This is a genomic window from Sulfitobacter sp. NFXS29 (genome assembly GCF_040148765.1).
Classification (GTDB): domain Bacteria; phylum Pseudomonadota; class Alphaproteobacteria; order Rhodobacterales; family Rhodobacteraceae; genus Sulfitobacter.
The window spans coordinates 1-18,334 of record NZ_JAGDED010000017.1 but is presented as its reverse complement, the minus strand read 5'-3'; the positions used below and the strand labels follow the sequence as shown (position 1 = coordinate 18,334).

The 18,334-nt window shown below is 52.9% G+C and carries 14 protein-coding genes; 4 read left to right on the top strand and 10 right to left on the bottom strand.

What is annotated here, in order from left to right:
* Positions 1 to 2: 2 nt before the first annotated feature.
* On the bottom strand, positions 3 to 3,959 hold the full coding sequence (locus tag J3456_RS18490; RefSeq protein WP_349581691.1) for a PAS domain S-box protein: 3,957 nt from the start codon (positions 3,957 to 3,959) through the stop codon (positions 3 to 5).
* 447 nt (positions 3,960 to 4,406) lie between these two features.
* Here J3456_RS18490 and J3456_RS18485 point away from each other — a divergent pair, with 447 nt between their 5' ends.
* Together J3456_RS18485 and J3456_RS18480 are read left to right on the top strand one after the other, a co-directional pair.
* Positions 4,407 to 5,630 carry a GAF domain-containing sensor histidine kinase gene (locus J3456_RS18485; RefSeq protein ID WP_349581690.1) on the top strand — a complete coding sequence of 408 codons (1,224 nt, stop codon included), beginning with the start codon at positions 4,407 to 4,409 and terminating at the stop codon, positions 5,628 to 5,630.
* A gap of 444 nt (positions 5,631 to 6,074) precedes the next feature.
* Complete coding sequence (locus J3456_RS18480) at positions 6,075 to 6,350, top strand: hypothetical protein (protein WP_349581689.1); 276 nt, start codon at positions 6,075 to 6,077, stop codon at positions 6,348 to 6,350.
* A gap of 63 nt (positions 6,351 to 6,413) precedes the next feature.
* Here the strand turns inward: J3456_RS18480 and J3456_RS18475 are convergent, their stop codons facing one another.
* Complete coding sequence (locus J3456_RS18475; RefSeq protein ID WP_349581688.1) at positions 6,414 to 7,256, bottom strand: c-type cytochrome; 843 nt, start codon at positions 7,254 to 7,256, stop codon at positions 6,414 to 6,416.
* A 130-nt stretch (positions 7,257 to 7,386) separates the two neighbouring features.
* Positions 7,387 to 8,658, bottom strand: coding sequence for a DUF2254 domain-containing protein (locus tag J3456_RS18470; RefSeq protein WP_349581686.1), 1,272 nt, complete (start codon positions 8,656 to 8,658; stop codon positions 7,387 to 7,389).
* A gap of 233 nt (positions 8,659 to 8,891) precedes the next feature.
* Here J3456_RS18470 and J3456_RS18465 point away from each other — a divergent pair, with 233 nt between their 5' ends.
* Positions 8,892 to 10,415 (top strand): PAS domain S-box protein, encoded by a 1,524-nt coding sequence (locus tag J3456_RS18465; RefSeq protein WP_349581685.1) that lies wholly within the window; start codon positions 8,892 to 8,894, stop codon positions 10,413 to 10,415.
* Between the two features lie 111 nt (positions 10,416 to 10,526).
* Here the strand turns inward: J3456_RS18465 and J3456_RS18460 are convergent, their stop codons facing one another.
* The 6 genes from J3456_RS18460 to J3456_RS18435 form a co-directional block, all read right to left on the bottom strand.
* Complete coding sequence (locus tag J3456_RS18460) at positions 10,527 to 11,066, bottom strand: response regulator (protein WP_349581684.1); 540 nt, start codon at positions 11,064 to 11,066, stop codon at positions 10,527 to 10,529.
* Between the two features lie 11 nt (positions 11,067 to 11,077).
* Positions 11,078 to 12,094: a sensor histidine kinase gene (locus tag J3456_RS18455; protein WP_349581683.1), complete on the bottom strand. Its 1,017-nt coding sequence runs from the start codon at positions 12,092 to 12,094 to the stop codon at positions 11,078 to 11,080.
* Positions 12,091 to 12,639 (bottom strand): methanogen output domain 1-containing protein, encoded by a 549-nt coding sequence (locus J3456_RS18450; protein ID WP_349581682.1) that lies wholly within the window; start codon positions 12,637 to 12,639, stop codon positions 12,091 to 12,093. The genes J3456_RS18455 and J3456_RS18450 overlap by 4 nt, the downstream gene beginning before the upstream one ends.
* Positions 12,640 to 14,279: 1,640 nt before the next feature.
* Positions 14,280 to 14,762 carry a VOC family protein gene (locus J3456_RS18445; protein WP_349581681.1) on the bottom strand — a complete coding sequence of 161 codons (483 nt, stop codon included), beginning with the start codon at positions 14,760 to 14,762 and terminating at the stop codon, positions 14,280 to 14,282.
* Between the two features lie 28 nt (positions 14,763 to 14,790).
* Entirely contained in the window at positions 14,791 to 15,156 is a 366-nt protein-coding gene (locus J3456_RS18440; protein WP_349581680.1) for a DUF1428 domain-containing protein, read from the bottom strand.
* Positions 15,157 to 15,281: 125 nt separating this feature from the next.
* Positions 15,282 to 15,713, bottom strand: coding sequence for a VOC family protein (locus J3456_RS18435; protein ID WP_349581679.1), 432 nt, complete (start codon positions 15,711 to 15,713; stop codon positions 15,282 to 15,284).
* On the opposite strand from J3456_RS18435, the gene J3456_RS18430 reads away from it, so the two are divergent.
* Positions 15,694 to 16,467 carry a winged helix-turn-helix transcriptional regulator gene (locus J3456_RS18430; protein ID WP_349581678.1) on the top strand — a complete coding sequence of 258 codons (774 nt, stop codon included), beginning with the start codon at positions 15,694 to 15,696 and terminating at the stop codon, positions 16,465 to 16,467. The two genes, J3456_RS18435 and J3456_RS18430, sit on opposite strands and share 20 nt — an antisense overlap.
* Before the next feature lie 125 nt (positions 16,468 to 16,592).
* Here J3456_RS18430 and J3456_RS18425 read toward each other — a convergent pair whose 3' ends face one another.
* Positions 16,593 to 18,152, bottom strand: a complete 1,560-nt coding sequence (locus tag J3456_RS18425) for a DUF4214 domain-containing protein (protein ID WP_349581677.1) — start codon at positions 18,150 to 18,152, stop codon at positions 16,593 to 16,595.
* Positions 18,153 to 18,334 lie beyond the last annotated feature (182 nt).

Here is an 18,334-nt window from a genome sequence, read left to right as displayed (position 1 = left end):
AATTAAGCCTCCTGGCTGCCCTCTTCCAAGATTTCACGCACTTTTACCGCAAGTTGCTCGCGCCGGTAGGGCTTGTTCAGCAACTTCACACCAGGGTCTAATTTGCCGTGGTGTACGATAGAGTTTTCAGTGTATCCAGATGTGTAGAGAACCTTTAGGTTTGGCCGCAGTTGGCGCGCCAAATCCGCCAGCTCTTTCCCCCCCATGCCCCCAGGCATGACAACGTCAGTGAAGAGCAAATCTATCGACGGCGTTTGCTTCAGGGTCTCAATGGCCTCGGCGCCTGCTGATGCTTCCAGTACTTGATAGCCTAGAGCGATGAGTTGTGCGACCACATGCTCTCGTACAGCACCGTCATCTTCAACGACCAAAATGGTCTCGGCGCCACCGGTAAGTTTAGATCTAGCGCGCGATGTCACAATGTGCTGTTCTTCCGTTCGCGTGCGTGGGAAATACATCTTGATCGACGTTCCTTGATCCGGCTCTGAGTAGACCCGGATATGGCCCTTGGATTGCTTTACGAATCCAAAGACCATACTCAATCCCAGTCCCGATCCTTTTCCAACCTCCTTCGTTGTGAAGAAAGGCTCGAAAACCCGGCTTATGTTTTCTTGTGAAATGCCATAACCTGTATCGGTAACAGAGATCATTACATATTGTCCCGGCGGAACATCTGTTTCCGCGGCCACGTAGTCATCATCTAGCATGACATTGGCAACTTCAATTGTCAGGAACCCACCTTGGAGCATCGCATCGCGTGCATTAACAGCCAAATTAAGAAGTGCTGATTCCAGTTGCGCGGCATCGACTTCCACCATCCACAAACCGCCGGAGCGGACAAACTCAATGTTAATGCTTTCAGGGAGCGTGCGCCGTAGAATATCTTCCATGCCTTGAATAAGTTGCGCAGCATTGAGAACTTGAGGCTTCAAAGCCTGTTTGCGTGAAAATGCAAGCAGTCGTTTGGTGAGTTCAGCCCCCCGTTCGGCGGCGTTGAGGGACATCTTTGCAAGACGCTGCAGATGCGGTTGTTCAACGAGTTCGTTTTCCAGGACTTCGGAATTGCCCAATATGACCATCAATAAGTTATTGAAGTCATGGGCAATGCCGCCGGTTAATTGGCCCACCGTTTCCATTTTTTGGCTTTGAAGGAGCCGCTCCTCGAGCTGCTTCTGTTCGGTAATGTCAGTCATCGATCCCAAAATGCGCATGACACTGCCATCTGTACCGCGTTGCGCAAAGGCCTTATCTTCAACGAATGCCCAGCTGCCGTCAGCCCGCTTGAAGCGATATTGTTCTCGCACCGAACTGGTTTCGCCCGCCCTCATTCGTTCAAAAGCCTCGGTAACACGCAGGCCATCTTCCGGATGCACATGCGATGTCCAGACGGTAGGTGCAGGCGCTGACCACATGTTATCCGGTATATGCCCGAAGATGTAGCGCAGACCTTCGCTCCACCATTGTTCATTGGTTGCCGTATCCCATTCCCAAATGGCGCTGCCTGCTGCTTTGGTCACCAATGAAAACCGTTCTTCATTCAACCTAAGAGCCAACTCAGCATTTTTGCGCTCGCTAATGTCGCGCTCGATGGATACCCAATGGGTAAACCAACCCGTCTCATCAGCCAGGGGCACGATGTCCAATTCCAGCCAAAACTCCTCGCCCGATTTTGTGTAATTGATCAGCTCAGCGCGTACGGGTTGCCAAGTTTCTAACGCTTTACGAATGCGAACTAGCTCTTGTTGCTGTGTTTTAGGCCCCTGCAATATCCGTGGCGTTTTGCCGATGACATCTGCGCGGGAGAAGCCGGTAATCCGTTGAAAGGCATCGTTGACATAAACGATCCGCGGCCCATCAGGTCCGGTGATGGGCTCGGCTTCAGTAATCAACAAGATGTCGTTCTGGCGTGAAACCGCAGCGTCTAGAAGACGTAGTTGTTCGTCGCGGAGGCGCTGTTGGGTGATGTCGCGGAAATAGACGGCCAATCCATTTAAAGTTGGCTCAGCGCTCACCTCGAGCCAAATCTCGAGCGGTGGAAAAAACTCTTGGAACCGAACGGGTTTGCCTGTTTCAACGGCATACTCGTATTCTTTTTGGAAGGCGCTACCGACCGCTGCTGGGAACTCCTGCCAGACAACCTTACCTATCAGGTCATCTTTTCCACGTCGTAAAAGTTTTTCTGCTTGGATGTTGATGAAAGAAAACCGCCAGTGGTGATCCAGCAGGAAGAATGCATCGCTCATGCCTTCAAGTGTCTGCGTTAGTTGCGCGGAGATTGCCTCTGCCTTCTCTCGCACCTCGACCAGTTCCGTTACATCCTGAAGCGCACCCTCAACAGCGACAATTTCCCCTTTCAGATTGTGTTTGGGTTCACCCAATGCGCGCACCCAAACGCGCCTTCTCTTGGCGGTTTCGAGCTGAAGAATTTCATCAAATGGTTGTCCTTCGTTGATACAGGCCTCAAACCGTGCATGAATGCGCTTTCGATACTCTGGTAGGTAATAAGCCACTGCCTCCTCAAATGTCGGGGGTGACATACCTTCGGGCTCGTCATGGATCGCAGCGGTTTCTTCACACCAACTGATTTGCTTGGTAACGAGATCGAGGTGCCAGCTTCCTAGTTGGGCAAGATGGCCTGCTAGCTGCCGTCGTCGGGCCTGGCGCTTCAGCTTTTCTTCATTCGATTTGATGGAAGTGATGTCCTGTACGTTTCCGATCAGGATTTCTCGCCCTTCAACCAGATGTCGTGCCCCTACACCGCGGATGTATGAAATTTCACCGTCGGTCCGGATAACGTGGTGCTGGAACTCGATTGAGGGGGCACCGGTCTCAATAAACTCGGAGAGTTGCAAGGCCAGCTGTTTACGCTCTTCTGGAAGTGCCAATGAAAGGTATTCGTCGAAATTATTCGGTTCCTGATCCTGCCCGTAGATGTCTAACACCCGGTCTGACCAATTGAATTTATCTCGTTCGAAATCAAATTCCCATGAACCCAAATGCAGAAGCATCTCGGCAGTCTTGAGGCGCTTATTGCGCTCTTGAAGGGCTAACAGTGCAGCGCGCGCATCAGTCAATTGCAAAACGTTTGACGGTTCAGCTGAAAGGGAGGGTTGAAGGTCCGGATCCACCTTACCCAATATATTAGTAAGATCTTCAGCGCGATGGACGATGTAAATGATGTTCCCCGCGGGATCGAGCACCGGCTTATTCCGAAGGAGCCAGAAGCGCTCTTGGAACCCCCTCTCGAAATGCCGCACCGGATAGCGCTGTAAGGCCATAACGTCACTCAAACGGAGCGTTTGAACGCGCTGTAAAGAAGCGCGGAGATTCTGCACCCCATCCGCTTCAGGTTCGGATGGGTCATCAGCAAAAAGGTCAAACATGCATCGACCCAAAATGGCGGCGCGCTTGAGCATGACTGCTTGTGCATATTCGTCGCTGACCGCAACGATCTTATAGTCACTGGGCGTTAGGATCAGTATCTTTCCGGGAAGGCTATCGATAAGAAGTGAGAGATGTTCAAAAGACAAATGGACTTGTGACCCCAATGTCGCGCTTTCGCGTGCAAAGTTGTTATCTTGCGCTCGAATTTTGCCGATCTCTTTGATATCAGAAATGCTGGCGACGATCGCCTGCGTACCATCAAAAATTACTTTTTTCCAATTGAGTGCAGCATCGTATCGGTCTCCATTTTTTGCTTCAATCTGCCAGACACCTGCGAAGGAATTCGTTCCATCAAATTGGCGGACCCTATCATAGATTTTGTCGCGATCGACTTTTGGCAACAGATCAGTGATGGCCATCGCGTGTAGAGTTTGCGCCTCATACCCCACCCATTTTTGAGCGGCCGAATTTGCTCTTAAAATCTGAAGGGTGTTGATTGAGAACACCCAAATGGGATGTTGGAGGTGCTCATAGGCATCCGCTGCCTCGGGAGTTAGGATCGGGAGCTTAGTCATTCAGTTCCTCAAGAAGGCTGAGTTTGCCCCATCCGTGAGGCAAGATATAGGGCGAAGCAAGTTACGCGTTGCAGGTGCCTGCGAGGGAGCGGTTGTCTCACTTTCTCGCTTTTAGACCATGGTTGGTAGCCTGTCGCCAAGGACTGATGGGATCACGGTTTGTTATTCTGCTCTACCTTAGACCGAACAACAATATGGGGGGGGGTCCTTAAAACGCCCTATGTAGCAACCCTTCGGATCGTGGTGGTTAATAAAAGCGTCGCTTGGTATGAAGCAGTATGTTTGGTCATGCGCGCGCATTCCTTTTAGCAAGGCTAGGTGGATGGAAGATCATCTGATCTAATCTGAAATCACCCCATTGCCGCCGCATATTCGCCGCTTTTTTCAGGTTGAGAAAGGCGCTAGTTAGGGGCTTGGCGCTTAAGCGTCGGTATTGGAGGCACCCTCATGGCAAAAACTTATTCTTTTGAAGCGCTCGGTTTGTTGCATTCCAGCGTAGATGAGAGTGTTCATAACATCGTCACCTTGGCGTCCAGCGTCCTTAATGTGCCGATATCTTATGTCTCGGTGCTGGATAACCTAAAGGGGCGGCAGTATGTCTCTGCAGGTGTGGGCCAGATATTTGAAAACAATCACGTGCGCGATATACCAATAGAGGGGTCAATCTGTACATACGTTCAAGCAAATCAAAAAACGGTCGCAATCCCTGATTTGCTAAAAGACCCCCGCACACAGAATAATAGTCTTGTCATTGAAAGTGGCCTGCGCGCTTATCTCGGATGCCCGATCCATACCACGACTGGGAAGGTTATAGGGGCATTGTGCTGCACCTCTCTCTCCCCCCGGGAGTGGACACAAAGTGATATTACAATTCTTGAAGGCTTCGCGCGCTGCGTCGACGACATTGTTAAGGCTCGGACGCTCGCGCTGGAAGAACGCAAGGCGCGCCTAGAACTACAACAGGTTGTCGCAACCCGAAGTGATTATATCGCGCATGTCGCCCATGAAATCAGAACGCCACTTACTGGTATCATCGGCTCGATCAAGATGCTTATCCAGTCGAAATCTGACGACCATTCGGCCCGTTTGATGTCAATCTTGAACCGGTCGGCCGATAAACTGCTTGGATTTGTGAACGATGTGCTGGATCTGGCAAAGCTTGATGCCGGCCACTTCGAAAGCGTGGAAGAGGAGACCAATATCGGTGATTTCGCGCGCGAAATTCTCCATGAGTTCCAAGGGCTCGCGGATTCTAAATCCATTCACCTCAGTGTCGATGATGAATTATCCAGCAACCTCTACTTCGCCGACAGAAGTGCTTTTCAAACGATTCTGCAGAATTTGGTAGGAAACGCCATCAAGTTTACGCAAGCCGGCTCTGTCACCGTTAGAGTGAGAGAAGACTCCTACGGGCAAGTTTTGGTTGATGTCATAGACACTGGCATTGGCATTGCTCCAGAAGATCACGACAGGATATTCCAAGAATTCGAACAAGCGGGGTCGATCAAAGGAAGAGCTTCCGGAGGAACGGGTCTTGGAATGCCCATCGTGAAGCGCTTGGTTGATCGGATGGAGGGTGTGATCACAGTTGAGAGCCAGCTGGGTCACGGTGCGACCTTCACGATTTCAATTCCACTGCGGGCCATCATGCCATCCAAGGCTGTAGCTTAGGAAAGCTTGGATATGACACAACGCGTTCCCTCATCATGTTGGTTGCAAAACTGATTGGTACCCTTCGCGCCGACCAAACCGAACCACCGCTTTCTGCCACCTAGAAAGCACCGCCCCTGCAAATGTCTTTTAGTCCAACGCGGCAAATACCATAGATCACTGCGGTTTTTCGTGGCCGGGCCATAGAAGAGTTTGATGAACTTGTCATAGCAGGCGTGACGCGCGTGCCGGGTTTGCGGTCTACCACGAAGTGTTCAATTCCGCGTTTTGCTGCCATTGTCGCATAACCACTGGCGCCATCGTCGATGGGATCAGCAAGGTCGTATAAATTTCTGCTATCGCTTCCCCAAAGCTAGGAAAGCCGCTACGGTCTCGTAAGCGCGTCTGTACTTCATTTCTATCAGCAGCTGATTTTGAATTCTTATTTTATTAGAGGAACGTTCAATGAGCTGGTCCCCTCAAAAATGTCCCGGTTACAATAACGCATCAGATTCAATCATCTCTCCTGAACAATGGGCTGAAACCAAAGGGGAGGGGGCGCTCATCGAAGGCATAGATGCAGGGCGCTTGCTGATCTGGCCTTCAGGCGGCACCCCTTTGACAGAACGGATAAAGCCGATGTCATTTGATGCGCGTGCCTTGTATGCGCTGCTCGCCGCTTATTTTAGCCACCAAGACTACTACCCGGGTGAGCGCAAAGAACATTTGATAAAAAAATGACATAGCACTTCAATTGATTTTCCGCATCGCCTGATCGCTCCCTCTGCTAGGTGAGATCGAGATTTATGTTGGGTCGGGCAGGGCGGGAAGTTGCCGCAGATAGAGAAGGATCGCATCAAGATCCTTGGGGCTGATCTGGCTGTAATAGCCATAGCCCATCGGCGGCATCATCTTTGTCCCATCCGGGCGCACACCGCGCGTAATCATCTGTTTGAGCTCTTCATCAGCCCAACCGGCAATGCCATCCTCCTCATGGGACGTCAGGTTTGCTGAAACGGAGTTGCCCCAGGGCCCATTGAACTCAAATCCTCCTGCGCCGAGCTGATTGACCCAATCGGGGCCCATGGGCCCCATTGGGCTGTGGCATTCAATACAGTGGGCAACAGGGCCGGCAAGATACTCTCCATATGCCACTGTGACGCCTTCCTCAGGATGTGGAACCGTGCCCACAGGCGGTCCATATGCGGGGGGCAGGGGAAAGCTGTAGACGCTGTCGCCTGGATCATTTTCAACAGCCGGCACGGACCGGATATATTGGACAATAGAAAAAACGTCGTCGTCCGATAGTCGGCGGTAGAGCGCGATGGGCATAGGAGGGCCGATGACCCGAGAACCGCCAGGAGTTACCCCCTCTCGGATGGCGCGGGCAAGTTCTTCATCGGTCCACTCTGCGACGCGTCCGCCTGGCGTGATGTTGGGGGCGATGGCGGTAAAGTCTGGCGCCTTCTCTACGAGACGCCCCGCCAGTTGCATTTCCGCGATAGGACCTTCAGGCCCAATGGGCGTATGACAATTTCCGCAAGCTGCTGGCCCCTCAACAAGGTATTTGCCTCGCTCCAAGCTCGGCTCGGCAAGTGCGGCCGTCCCGCAGACAAATGCAAGCCATGAGAATTTCCCCAAATCCATGATTGGTTCCCCCCTCTGATCCCATAAGGATCGCAGATTTGGGCGAGTTCTCAAAGAACTTTAACTTAGGGCGCAGTTCTCAGGGGCATTAATGGAAGGTCTTGCGCCCGCGGACCTGTGGTTTTTGGCTCTAATGGAACTTGAGCTTAGGCACGGCTTCATGCGCACGGCGCACCCGCGCCAGATCATGAGGAAATGACAGTTCCCGCTCTGCTCGGTCCAAGGCGAGCTTGGCCTGCACTTGAGCGGCCTGTCTGATGCCCGCTTCTGGTAGCTGCGCCAATAAGGCAAGTGATCGCTGTATCCAGATACCAACCTCTACCGATTCCACGCCATCTTTGCTGATTGCACCGTAAGCGTCTTCGAGAAGATCGCCGAGCTCAAGCGGGGGTACAAACACCCGCTTGAGCTGAGGGCGCTCTGTGTCTTCAGCCTTCTGCTTTACAGTCCAATCACGGAGGATACGCGACAGACGCACGACAATCTCGATTGCCGTTCCTGGATCATTGATCCCAGGCGAGAGGGCACGAGACCCGATCTCTGACAGGACAATGAGGCCAAAACGCGGGTCGTTCGTATAGGTGCGACGCTCCGCCAAGATGAAGGCGCGCCGCGGTATGCCCAGTTCCAGCACAGTCTTCTCTGTGCGTGTCACGACTGTCGCGAGAGGGCGCTTAGGGTCGATAAAAGCCCCAGGCAGGCTCCTGATATAGACCATTGCATCGTTATCTTCTGCCCAGTCGTCCAGCCGGCCTGTGTCGATGTGCTGGATGAACCCAAGCTCATCGGAGTAGATATCTACCCCATTCTCGGGGAAATTGATGACCGGCCTACCGCCAAGAGGGGCTGAGGCGTGGAAATGATTAAAAGCCTCTCGTGTGGCGGCGTCGACTTTTTCAATCGTGTTTCCAATGCGGCCGAGCCGGGCGATGTTGTCGACCCAACGTACGAAGGTGAGGATCACCCAGGCAAATATCGCGATGGTAAACAAAAAGAGCGCAAAGCGCCCCGCCACGCCGAAAAAGCCGACTTTAACGGCGATGATGCCTACGATGCTGAAGATAAAAGCGCCGATGAAGCTCGACAAAGCCTCTTGAGACACGCCATCTGCAACGATCAGCGCGAAAGCACGCGGTGTCGCACTGCCCCCGGCGGAGGCATAGGCAGAGACCATGGAGGCCACAGCAAAAGTGGCCACGCCAAGCATGCTGGCTGAGATCACCGTCAACAGCTTCTCGACCGTCTCAATGCTGATGTCAGGCACAAGATCCTGCAGCGGCAACTGGTCGGCAAGATGTGCGATATAGACGACCAGAACTGCGAGCACCGCATTGCGCAGGGGCCTGATCCATAGCTTTTCGCTGAGGTTTTGGATGGTGAACTTCAACCGGCTGCGGATCATAGATTTCTTTCCTCTGCTCGTTGCATGCTCATGCCGCAATGCGTTCAGACGCAAGCATAAAATGCTGAAGTCTGATTTTCGCAAAGGCCGCAATTGCAGAGCGCCGTTCCTTGCCGCGCGCGGGTTCCGTCGTATTGAGATGCGCATAGGCCATGCTAGGTGCCATCCGGCAGCTCTCTCGACGGAACCGCATTTCTTTCCTAAGATACTAATAGGGGGAGAAATATGTACGTATGGAGAACTTAGAGCTTCTGCTGAGCCGCGCGCTGGATGCAGTCATCGGTATGGGCCCAGATGGACGCGTAACGGCTTGGAATGGCGCGGCCGAAGAAATCTTTGGCTGGTCTAAGGAGCAGGCCCTAGGCGCGGTCTTAGGTGAATTGATTGTGCCGGCCCAACATCGTGAACATCACACACGCGGCCTTGAGCATTATAACCGCACAGGCGAAGGCCCCGTTCTTGAGAAGCGTATCAAAATTACAGCCCTGCACCAGACTGGCGTCGAGTTTCCAGTTGAACTGTCGATCTTCGCGATCAACCACTCCGACCAGCAGCATAGCTTTTACGCCTTTGTGCGCGATCGCTCTGTTGAAGAGGTGGCGCAGCGCGAGCAAGAGCTGCGCGCGCGTGAAGCAACGGCTGTGATGAATGTTGGTCAAAAGCTGATTGAAGATGTGCCGCTTGATGACTTCATTCAGTTCTGTCTCGACGAGGTGTGCGATATTGCCAACATGGATGCGGGGCATCTCTATGTTGTACGGGGCGAAGGCAGCAGTCAGGTCTTGGAGCCTTCGGGGATTTGGTGCTTGCGCGATGAGCGGTACCGGCCAGTGGTAGAGGCCACCTCCGGTCTTCAGTTCAAACCAGGGCAAGGGCTTCCAGGCCGGGCTTGGCAGTCAGGTGGGTTGGAGGCACTCGAAAACCTGATTGGTGACTGCAAATTCTTGCGCCGCGAGGTTTTTACGGAGGTGGGACTGACGCGGGGTGTGGCACTTGCGGTGCCGCATGGGGGCAACGTTCATGCGGTGCTTGAGTTTTTCGGCACAGACAGCTCCAGAATGGACCCGGAAATCCTGCGTCTGGTAAAAACTGTTGGCAGCCAGGTGGGTGCCGCCATACGCCGCAGGCAAGGGGCTGAGAGCCGTGAGACGTTGCGCAACGAAATGGTGCATAGGGTTAGCAACAGCTTGTCCATTCTATCGTCTATCTACCGCCAGTGTTCTCGTCAGGCGCGATCAATCCAAGAGCTGGATGACATGTTCTTAGGTCGCATCATTGCCATAGGGCGCGCGAACAAGACATCGATCGTAGAGGCTGAACGGGGTGTTTTTCTCCCTGATCTAATCAAAGAGTCTCTCGCGATGCTGCCAGATCACGACAAAATCGTCATCGATGCCCCCCCCATTATGATCTGCAGAGAGGCGGTGATGCCTTTGTCGTTAATCCTGCATGAGCTTGGCACCAATGCCTTAAAATATGGCGGCTTGGGCGGGGGTGATCGCTTATATATTCAAGTGTCTAATGCAGATACGTCTGATGTTCTTCGCCTAGATTGGGAAGAGCGTCGCCGGGAGCCGCTCGCAGCTCCCCCCGAGCAGCCGGAGCGGCGAGGATTTGGAAGCCGGCTTATTCAAACAATGGTTGAAGGGCGTCTTGGGGGGCGTTTCGAGCGCCGGCTGGATGAGACCGGCTTTCACTTTAACGCCCATTTTTTCAAAGATCGGCTGGAGGCATTAAACGCGAAGTTTGGCCCTTAACATCAACTGACAGATGGTTCGCGGCCACTTCGGTTAAGACAGAGCGCCTAAGCTGCGCCCGGAGCCCGTTCAGGTCGAAGGTTTTCGTCGAATAGCTAGCTGCGCTTGCCTTCACAAAGCTTCGCGCACCCGGACGAGCGCGGTTTTAAGCTCACCTGTTAGGATTGGTTTTTGAATCCATCCGAAGGGCTGTGCGGGTTGGGCGCGCAGTTTCAGATCGTCGCTGCCATAGGCTGATATGAAGATCGCACGAATGCCGATCGCTTCATGGATTTCCAATGCCGCACTGACACCATCCCGATCCCCTTTCAGGTTAATGTCCATGGTGATACAGTCTGGCCGGTGTAATTTAGCATAGTCGACGGCTTCTTGGGCCGACATGACTGTCCCCACCACCTCCGCGCCGAGGTCTTCGAGTATCATCTCGATTTCCATCGCAATGATTGCCTCATCCTCGACGATGAGCACACGTAGTGGCGGAGGTGGCACAACGACGTCGTTCTGCTGGGCACTTTGGGTTTCTTCGGTTGCTGTAGCCGCGGACCTCCCGGCAAGCACAGAATGCGCCGCCTCATTTTTGGGGGAGGTGGCTACATTGTGCCATCCACTTGTTACCTCCCAGCTTTCACGTTCATGTCCCTGTGCTTTCATGCTCACTCTCTCTATGGGTTTATATCGAATTGTACCGAGCATTTTCCTGTCCCTACCTTTGCAATTTGGAGCATTCCACCAATTTGTCGACATAAACTGCGTACCAGCTTGAGCCCAGAGGTGCGCGTAAGGGCGGTCTCATCGAACCCCATGCCTTCATCTAAAACGTCCAAGACCAGGTTTTCTCCGGATCTATGGAAGCGCACACTCACTTGTCCATTTCCGTATTTGAACGCATTTGTAATAAGCTCATTGGCGATCAGCGCCAGATTATGGGCCGCGTCTGTTGGGATCTGCACATCTTCAATGGAAAGATTTAACTGGTCAGATGCACCAAAGCTTTCAGCGGCTCCGCGCGCCACCTCATCAAGGAAACTGTGCGATGAGATCGCCCGCGCGCTGCTGCTTTGGTAGATTGCTTCTTGGCTTGCGCTCATTGCACGCAACCGATTTGCTGCTACTGACATAAACTCAGCGACTTCGAGTGTGTTGCGGCCCGCGGCGGAAAAGTTCATCAAGGAGAGCATCTGCTGAATATTGTTTTTCACGCGATGCTGCAGCTCTTCCACCAGCACGCGTTTATCCTCCAACGTCTCTGCCATTAATGCATTCTCTTTAAGCCGCTTGTGCAACTGGCGGTCGATTTCCTGAATTCTGCGGTTGAGAATGCTGAAACGATCGAGCTCGGCGGGCATTAATCGGAGGATGATAAGCGTGCCTTCCTGCGCTGGATGCTGAATTCTTGCGGCCATTGCGCGAAACCGTTCGACTTCTTCCCCCTGTTTGAGCTCCAAAGCGCCAATATAAGAAGATGTGCTCCTGCTTGCGTTTCGCAAGAAAGCCGCCACATTAGGCCTTGGATCACAACATATCTCAAAGAGGTTTTGCGGGCTGCTCAGTCCAGAGAGAATCCTATGGGCCGCCGCGTTTGCTTCATGCACATGACCATCGAGGCTCACCAGCATGGCAGGCTCCAGCAGAAACTCCAGCGGGAAGCCGCCGAGTTGCGAGCCGCTTTTGGGGGTCATTGCTCGATCCGGAAATATTCACGGGCATTTGCTTCGACATTGTCGGTTGGCCGCAGATAAACAACCACCCGACAGCCAGGGTGACCTTGAGCGATCGCTTCTTCAATCTCCACACGGGCATAGCCAAGGTTCTGGGCGGCAATTGATCCGAACACATTGGACGTCATCATGCATAGGGAAGGACGCCCCTCTACAAACTCGCCAAAGGGGCAGGCGCGGTTGCCAAGAATGATCCGATCCTCGCGTTCTTCAATGACATAGAAGTCGCCGTTTATTCTGCGCTTGAGATCAACCAGAACGTCTCGAACTTGATCTTTTGACAACCGTTCGACGGCAAGAGCCTTGCGATAGGATGTATCAATCTGTTCGCCAATCGCCCCGCCGACCACGCTGATGTAGCCAGAGGCTTCTGACAGCCCGACTACGTTTTCGAGAGTTCCAGAGAGTTCTCGTAGCAAAGAGCGCAGAAAGACATCGCGCTCAAGATCCACGTTGGCGTCTGCAATGGAACGGCCCTCGGTCATTGTCTTGCGGGTCATGCCCATCGTCAGCCTCCTCTATTTCAATTGCATCAATACAGTTCTAGCGTCATATTTCCACATTTAACTGAAATGCTTAGCTGTTCTTCGGCATTCACCTAAATACAGGATCCATAAGTCTTCCGGGACAATCATAGCCCTTCCACTGACCTATGTATCTGGTTTGGCGCTACGCATTAAGCACAACCTATTGCAAACAGATCGGGCCCGGAGAGCGGTCTGCAGGCTTGGCGTGATTTCGTGGTTGCCTTAGTTTTAAGCGCACATATATCTACAGGCGTAGGCTGCTATTAGCGCCTATTCACTCCGGAACTTCCTCCCCGTCGTCCGGAAAAACTGCGGCGACCCTTTTCTCTTAATACCCCAGGTGGGGTCGTCGCATATTTTCTGAAAAAAGTGAGCTCTTGGCATCCAAAAGGCGCGCCTCGCCCAAACTACGATTTCTTTGCTCACCAATCACACCCGCCCACAACGCAGATGTCGTCGAAGGCTCTCGAAAGCCCTACCTCGGCGTCGGTGATAGAATTGCGGTCAGGTGAGCCATGGCTGCGCAAAGCGTTATTAGTAGGGTGTGAGCCATGTGCCAAGGCTGACCGTCCACTAAAACCACGCAGTGCGCGCCGCTTAGGTGACTGTTGCCGAATGCTTGATCTCACTGCCTAGGCCGTTGCAGTTCCAAAGGGGAGATGACTGAATGCTTTATACCAGCTTTAAGTCGCAGGCCCGGCGTCTGGATGCATTATAACTTGGTCCTGCAACTCATCGAACGTCAGATGCTCCAGGCTATGAGGGTATCTTTTAAGATAGCGTGCGGCACGCTGCCGTAGCTTGTCATTCTCAAACTTTGCAATGGTTTTCACGGCAGCACAATCCATCCTATCTCCTCCGGCCATTCGGGCTCCTCCGGGTGCTTTGTTTTCCATCCTCGTTGAACAGGGCGTATCTTACAGAACGTCAAGGAAGCGATCGGGTTCCTCAAATGCGGGATAGGGGTGATCCAACGAGTACAGCCAAACGCTGCTTTTTCCGAAGTAGGAGGTTTTCTTCTAGCCGCTCAGCGGTTCAAAAAATCGCGGACGGAGGGGCGAAGCATCAAAATAGCCGCCAGCCGTACCTCTACTAAAACATTAAGAGTGCTAGGCAAGTAATTTAAAAATATAGGTAATTTATTGTTTATAGATTTGAAAGGTTTGAGGCAGCTTCCATTCGAAAGTGTTCCAGACCCAACGTGGGAACCACAACTATATTTCACATTAGTCGTGTTTGCCCTCTTGTGCATGAGCGGTCCCGTATCAATATCAACCTTTGCCGCATGCCCTAGAAGACAGATGGCATTACCTGGCCCCTCGCGCTCGGCGACCTCCGAGCCGGAACACCTTTAAATGCAAACCGAGCATTTACCTGATCTGGACTCTGCCAAAAGTGATGCAGGTTCAAAAAGCTTACCTGGAAAGACCCCCGTCGATATCAGAGCCATCTTATATAGCTGGGCGGTAATGCTTGCAGTGCTCAGTGCGATCTATGGCATCGGTTACTGCTTTTCTCCGTAATCCCACTTAAACCTAGGAAGGCCTAGGGCGGAACCAGTCCTGCTGCGCGCTGAAGCCTCCTTTACGGATGAGGCCTTCAGCAGATTGGATTTCAAGTTAGTGCCGCAGTGCGGTTTCAATCGCGGCAATGTCGATCTTTTTCATCTTCAGCATTGCAGCTTGGGCACGTGCCGAAGCCGCCCTGTCTGGGTTCGAAAGCGCCTCCATGAGCACCCGTGGCGTGATCTGCCACCGATAACCCCAACGATCCTTACACCAACCACACATGATCTCTGTGCCCCCGTTGCCAACGATAGCGCTCCAAAGCCGGTCTGTTTCCGCTTGGTCCTCGGTGTAGATTTGCAACGAGTAGGCGTCATTTGGCTGCACCTGCGGTCCGGCGTTGAGAAGCGCATAGGGGAGACCCAAAAGGGTCATCTCGACCACCTGAACCGTCCCTGCGGGGCTGCCGCGAAGGCCCTCGGGAACACGGGTGATATTTTCCACTTCAGTGTCGGGAAAGGTAGCGGCATAAAACTTCGCAGCCTGTTCGGCCTCGGTATCGAACCAGAGGAAAACGGCGGCCTTGCGTTTTGTCATCGGTATGCTCCTTGCGGCGGCAGACAGGTTATTCAGAGGCCTCTGCGCTTGCTTGAAAAATAGGAGCGAAGCTGCCCCAGATCATGCGCTTGCCGTCAAAAGGCATCGTGAGTTCCTGCCAGCGCGTGTCTGTCTCCATGGAGGCCCAGCACCGGTCATGGCTTTCCTTGTCAGGCCAGATGATCCACGAAAAGCACACGCTTTCGCCCTCTTCCAATGCCACAGCGCGCTTGAAATCCGTTCGCTTTCCGTCGGGGATTTGGTCGCCCCAGCATTCCATAGTCGACAGCGCGCCGTAATCGCGAAAAAGTGGCCAGGCTTTGCGAGAACTTTCAATATAGGCCTCACGATTTTCATCGGGAACGGGGGTGAGAAATCCAGCTACGTAGGTCATGTCAGGTCTCCTGTTTTGCGCCTTAGTTGAATTCTATGTTGAAAGGGGGCTGCGGGGGCGCTTAAAGGGCTACGGTACTTCTAATGCGATGCGGCGAGACTGCTTTTGAGGGCCGCGATGCGCGGTCAAGCCGCGTCGTGGGCAAGTGTTGCGCCGTCTGTACTCGCACCAGCGTCCATCCAAACGGTCTCCCAACCATGACCATCAAGGTCTTCGAAAGCACCGCCATACATGAAGCTCTTGTCTTCGATAGCGCGTGTCTCGCGTCCGCCTGCAGTAGCAGCACGGCTATGAATGTCATCCACCGCCTCCTTGCTGTCGAAGGACAGGCACAACAGCGCGCCGCTGTGTGTCTTGGCATCAATAATCTGCTTATCGGTAAAAGTGGCATAGAACGCACGGTCAAGCAGCATGATGTGGATGGTGTCCGACCATCCCATAGCGCTGGCGCTCTCATTGGAAAAAGCGGGGTTCATTTTAAAGCCGAGAGCCTCGTAGAAGGCCGTAGCTTTTGCCACGTCAGCGACCGGCAAATTGATGAAGATTGTCTTTGGCATTGCGTATCCTCCTGAACGGCGCTTCGGATATGGACAGGCTAAACAGCCTAAGTTATATAAATCAACTATGAAGTTACAAAAAGAAACAATAAATAAGCCAGGGCTCCATGGTCGATGGTATGGGGATGCCTGCGGAACGGCGTTTGGCATGGAGTTGCTCGGCGAACGCTGGTCTCTATTGATCGTTCGAGAGCTCATGTTCGGGCCGCGGCGCTTTACCGACATTCGAGCGAATTTGCCAGGCATCAGCGCAAAGGTTCTGACCGAGCGGTTGGCCGGGCTGGAAACGACTGGCGTGATCGTTCGGACAAACGCCCCAGAACCTGTGCCGGCGCAGCTCTATGGGCTGACGGAATGGGGGTATGCGGCAGAGCCATTAGTCCAAGAGATCGGCCGATGGGCCGCCGCATCGCCGCTGCACGATCCAACGCTGCCGCTTTCGCCGGCCTCCTTCATGCTTTCCCTTCGAACAATGCTGGACAGCAATGTCGCCCGTGATTTGGATGTCACTGCAGTCTTTGAAATTGGTTCTGCACGTTTTACCGCCCGGCTCGAACGCGGGGAGATGCCTATTCAACGCGGCGAGACGGCAGCACCGGACTTGACCTTCTCAGCGGTCTCCGCTCAACCGCTTGCTGCGGTTTTTTACGGTGACATGGCGGCTCTGGATGCGGGGGTGATGATCGAAGGGCGCAGAGATATGGTGCGTCCCTTCACAGATTGCTTCAGCTTGCCGGCCAAGCACTCGGAGTGAACGGTGGTGCCGTAGTTTCGCGGTAGTATTCAGAAGGGGCATCTCTGCCCCCAAAGTGCTCATTTCCCAAGTATTCTGGGCCACTGCGGCAAAAGGCCCCCGCCATTTAAAGCGGGGACCTTCTATCAATCGTACCAATAGAAGTTATCTGCGGTAAGAGCCTCTATACCCGCCAGATTGATTTCCATATCGTTGTCATCCAGAGCGCGATCCCCGTTAACATCAACGTAAAGAACGTTTTCTTCTGCGTCGAGAACGGCGTTAAAATGCATCATATGACTGCGATCTTCTGTAGGAGTTGTCTCGAAGAGCTGTAGTTTTTCTAGAACTGCAGCATAACCCTCAGCTTCACCTAAGTAATTGACAATGGAATAGAACCCCAACACGTCTTCCTCTGCGTCAAAGTCAAGAATGATATCTGCGTTAGCAGAATTACTATCACTGGCTTCAGTAAAGAGAAAAATATCTGCGCCTTCGCCGCCTGTCATCGTATCCGCGCCACCACGACCTACAAGAGTGTCCGTATAGCCGGGCTGGACGTAGTCTGTCCCGATGAGAGTGTCTTCTTCATCGCTACCGCTAAGGTAAACTCTTCCGTTGAAGCCAGACGCATCGATCGTTGCAGCAACAGCCGTATCGATATCCGCGTAAGACGGCTCAACGTAATACGGGTAAGGTGCCGCATCGATAAGCTCGTAAGGGGGAAGGTTAATAAGGTGACCCCCTCCAGTAATCTCTACTGTTTCAAAGGGAAGATTCCATAGAGAGAAGTACTGCGACCCCATGAAGAAGGGGCTAAGATGGATCTCTGCCGTCTCTATACTAGAAATGGAAAACTGGTCGAAATTCAGTCGATTGGTGTACCCTCTATCTAGAAGATCCGGAACGATTTCCAGATTAGGAGGGGCGTCCGCCATTGCGATGAGCGGACCGCCTTCTATCCCGTCAAGGTTGACGCCGACCGTTAGCTTCAAGACGTCGTTGCCTCCCTTGCCGTTCAATACGTCACCGTCCTGTAGGGTTCCAGGCGCTGCAATAAAGGTGTCGCCAGCGGCACCCCCTTCGAGGACTTCACCTTGTTCATATGAGAGGTACAAGATTTGAGGCGTAGCCAATACAGGCTGGGGTTCTGGCACATCAACTACACCTGCTACATAGACTTCAGTCTGTTCTTTGGCGTGGGCTACAGATGCTTGCCACTGATCAATATCATCAAGGACCGTTTTGGCTGCAGCCATTGCCTCGGCGTCAAATGTGAAGCCTCCTTTCTTTTCCGGGACACTTATGGTCCAGTGGAAAGCGACCTCGATTTTATTTTCTACGATCGTGGCGTCGCTCCCTCGCGCGCCAAGAAGAATGGCCTCGATCATGTCGCCGACAGAGACAGCGCCTGTCGTTAGAGCATCGTACCAGAAGCCAAGCCCCGCAGCTTCGGGAGCCCGGTTAAACAGGTTTTGGTAGATACTGGAGATGAAATCTAAGGGAGAGGAGCTGCTCGGATTTGCCAAATAAGGATAGAGGCTTTTTGCTTCGTCAGACTGCGCGAAGTCTTGTGCGATGGTTGTAATGTCTCGGCCGCTATCGACTTGCTTGATCCAAAATTGGAGGCCTTCTGGGTCAGGAGACCGGCCAAAATAACTGACATAGAGCCCTGTAAGAGTATTAATCTGCGCCTGCGTAGCCATACTTACCTCTAAAAAAGAACGTTATGGCCAGAAATGGCCTCATTTATTCTATCATAGGGTAATCCCCCCTAAAAATAGTGGTGTTCAAAAGTAGAATTTTCTCGGCAAGATATCTGAGGAGATTTATGATGAAGAACGGACGATTTAGCGACGCACAGATCATGGCCGTGTTGAAGCAGGCA

Coding starts and splice junctions, on each gene's coding strand:
- J3456_RS18490 (WP_349581691.1), bottom strand. CDS start 3,959: ATGACTAAGCTCCCGATCCTAACTCCCGAGGCAGCGGATGCCTATGAG.
- J3456_RS18485 (WP_349581690.1), top strand. CDS start 4,407: ATGGCAAAAACTTATTCTTTTGAAGCGCTCGGTTTGTTGCATTCCAGC.
- J3456_RS18480 (WP_349581689.1), top strand. CDS start 6,075: ATGAGCTGGTCCCCTCAAAAATGTCCCGGTTACAATAACGCATCAGAT.
- J3456_RS18475 (WP_349581688.1), bottom strand. CDS start 7,256: ATGGATTTGGGGAAATTCTCATGGCTTGCATTTGTCTGCGGGACGGCC.
- J3456_RS18470 (WP_349581686.1), bottom strand. CDS start 8,658: ATGATCCGCAGCCGGTTGAAGTTCACCATCCAAAACCTCAGCGAAAAG.
- J3456_RS18465 (WP_349581685.1), top strand. CDS start 8,892: ATGGAGAACTTAGAGCTTCTGCTGAGCCGCGCGCTGGATGCAGTCATC.
- J3456_RS18460 (WP_349581684.1), bottom strand. CDS start 11,066: ATGAAAGCACAGGGACATGAACGTGAAAGCTGGGAGGTAACAAGTGGA.
- J3456_RS18455 (WP_349581683.1), bottom strand. CDS start 12,094: ATGACCCCCAAAAGCGGCTCGCAACTCGGCGGCTTCCCGCTGGAGTTT.
- J3456_RS18450 (WP_349581682.1), bottom strand. CDS start 12,639: ATGGGCATGACCCGCAAGACAATGACCGAGGGCCGTTCCATTGCAGAC.
- J3456_RS18445 (WP_349581681.1), bottom strand. CDS start 14,762: ATGACAAAACGCAAGGCCGCCGTTTTCCTCTGGTTCGATACCGAGGCC.
- J3456_RS18440 (WP_349581680.1), bottom strand. CDS start 15,156: ATGACCTACGTAGCTGGATTTCTCACCCCCGTTCCCGATGAAAATCGT.
- J3456_RS18430 (WP_349581678.1), top strand. CDS start 15,694: ATGAAGATTGTCTTTGGCATTGCGTATCCTCCTGAACGGCGCTTCGGA.
- J3456_RS18435 (WP_349581679.1), bottom strand. CDS start 15,713: ATGCCAAAGACAATCTTCATCAATTTGCCGGTCGCTGACGTGGCAAAA.
- J3456_RS18425 (WP_349581677.1), bottom strand. CDS start 18,152: ATGGCTACGCAGGCGCAGATTAATACTCTTACAGGGCTCTATGTCAGT.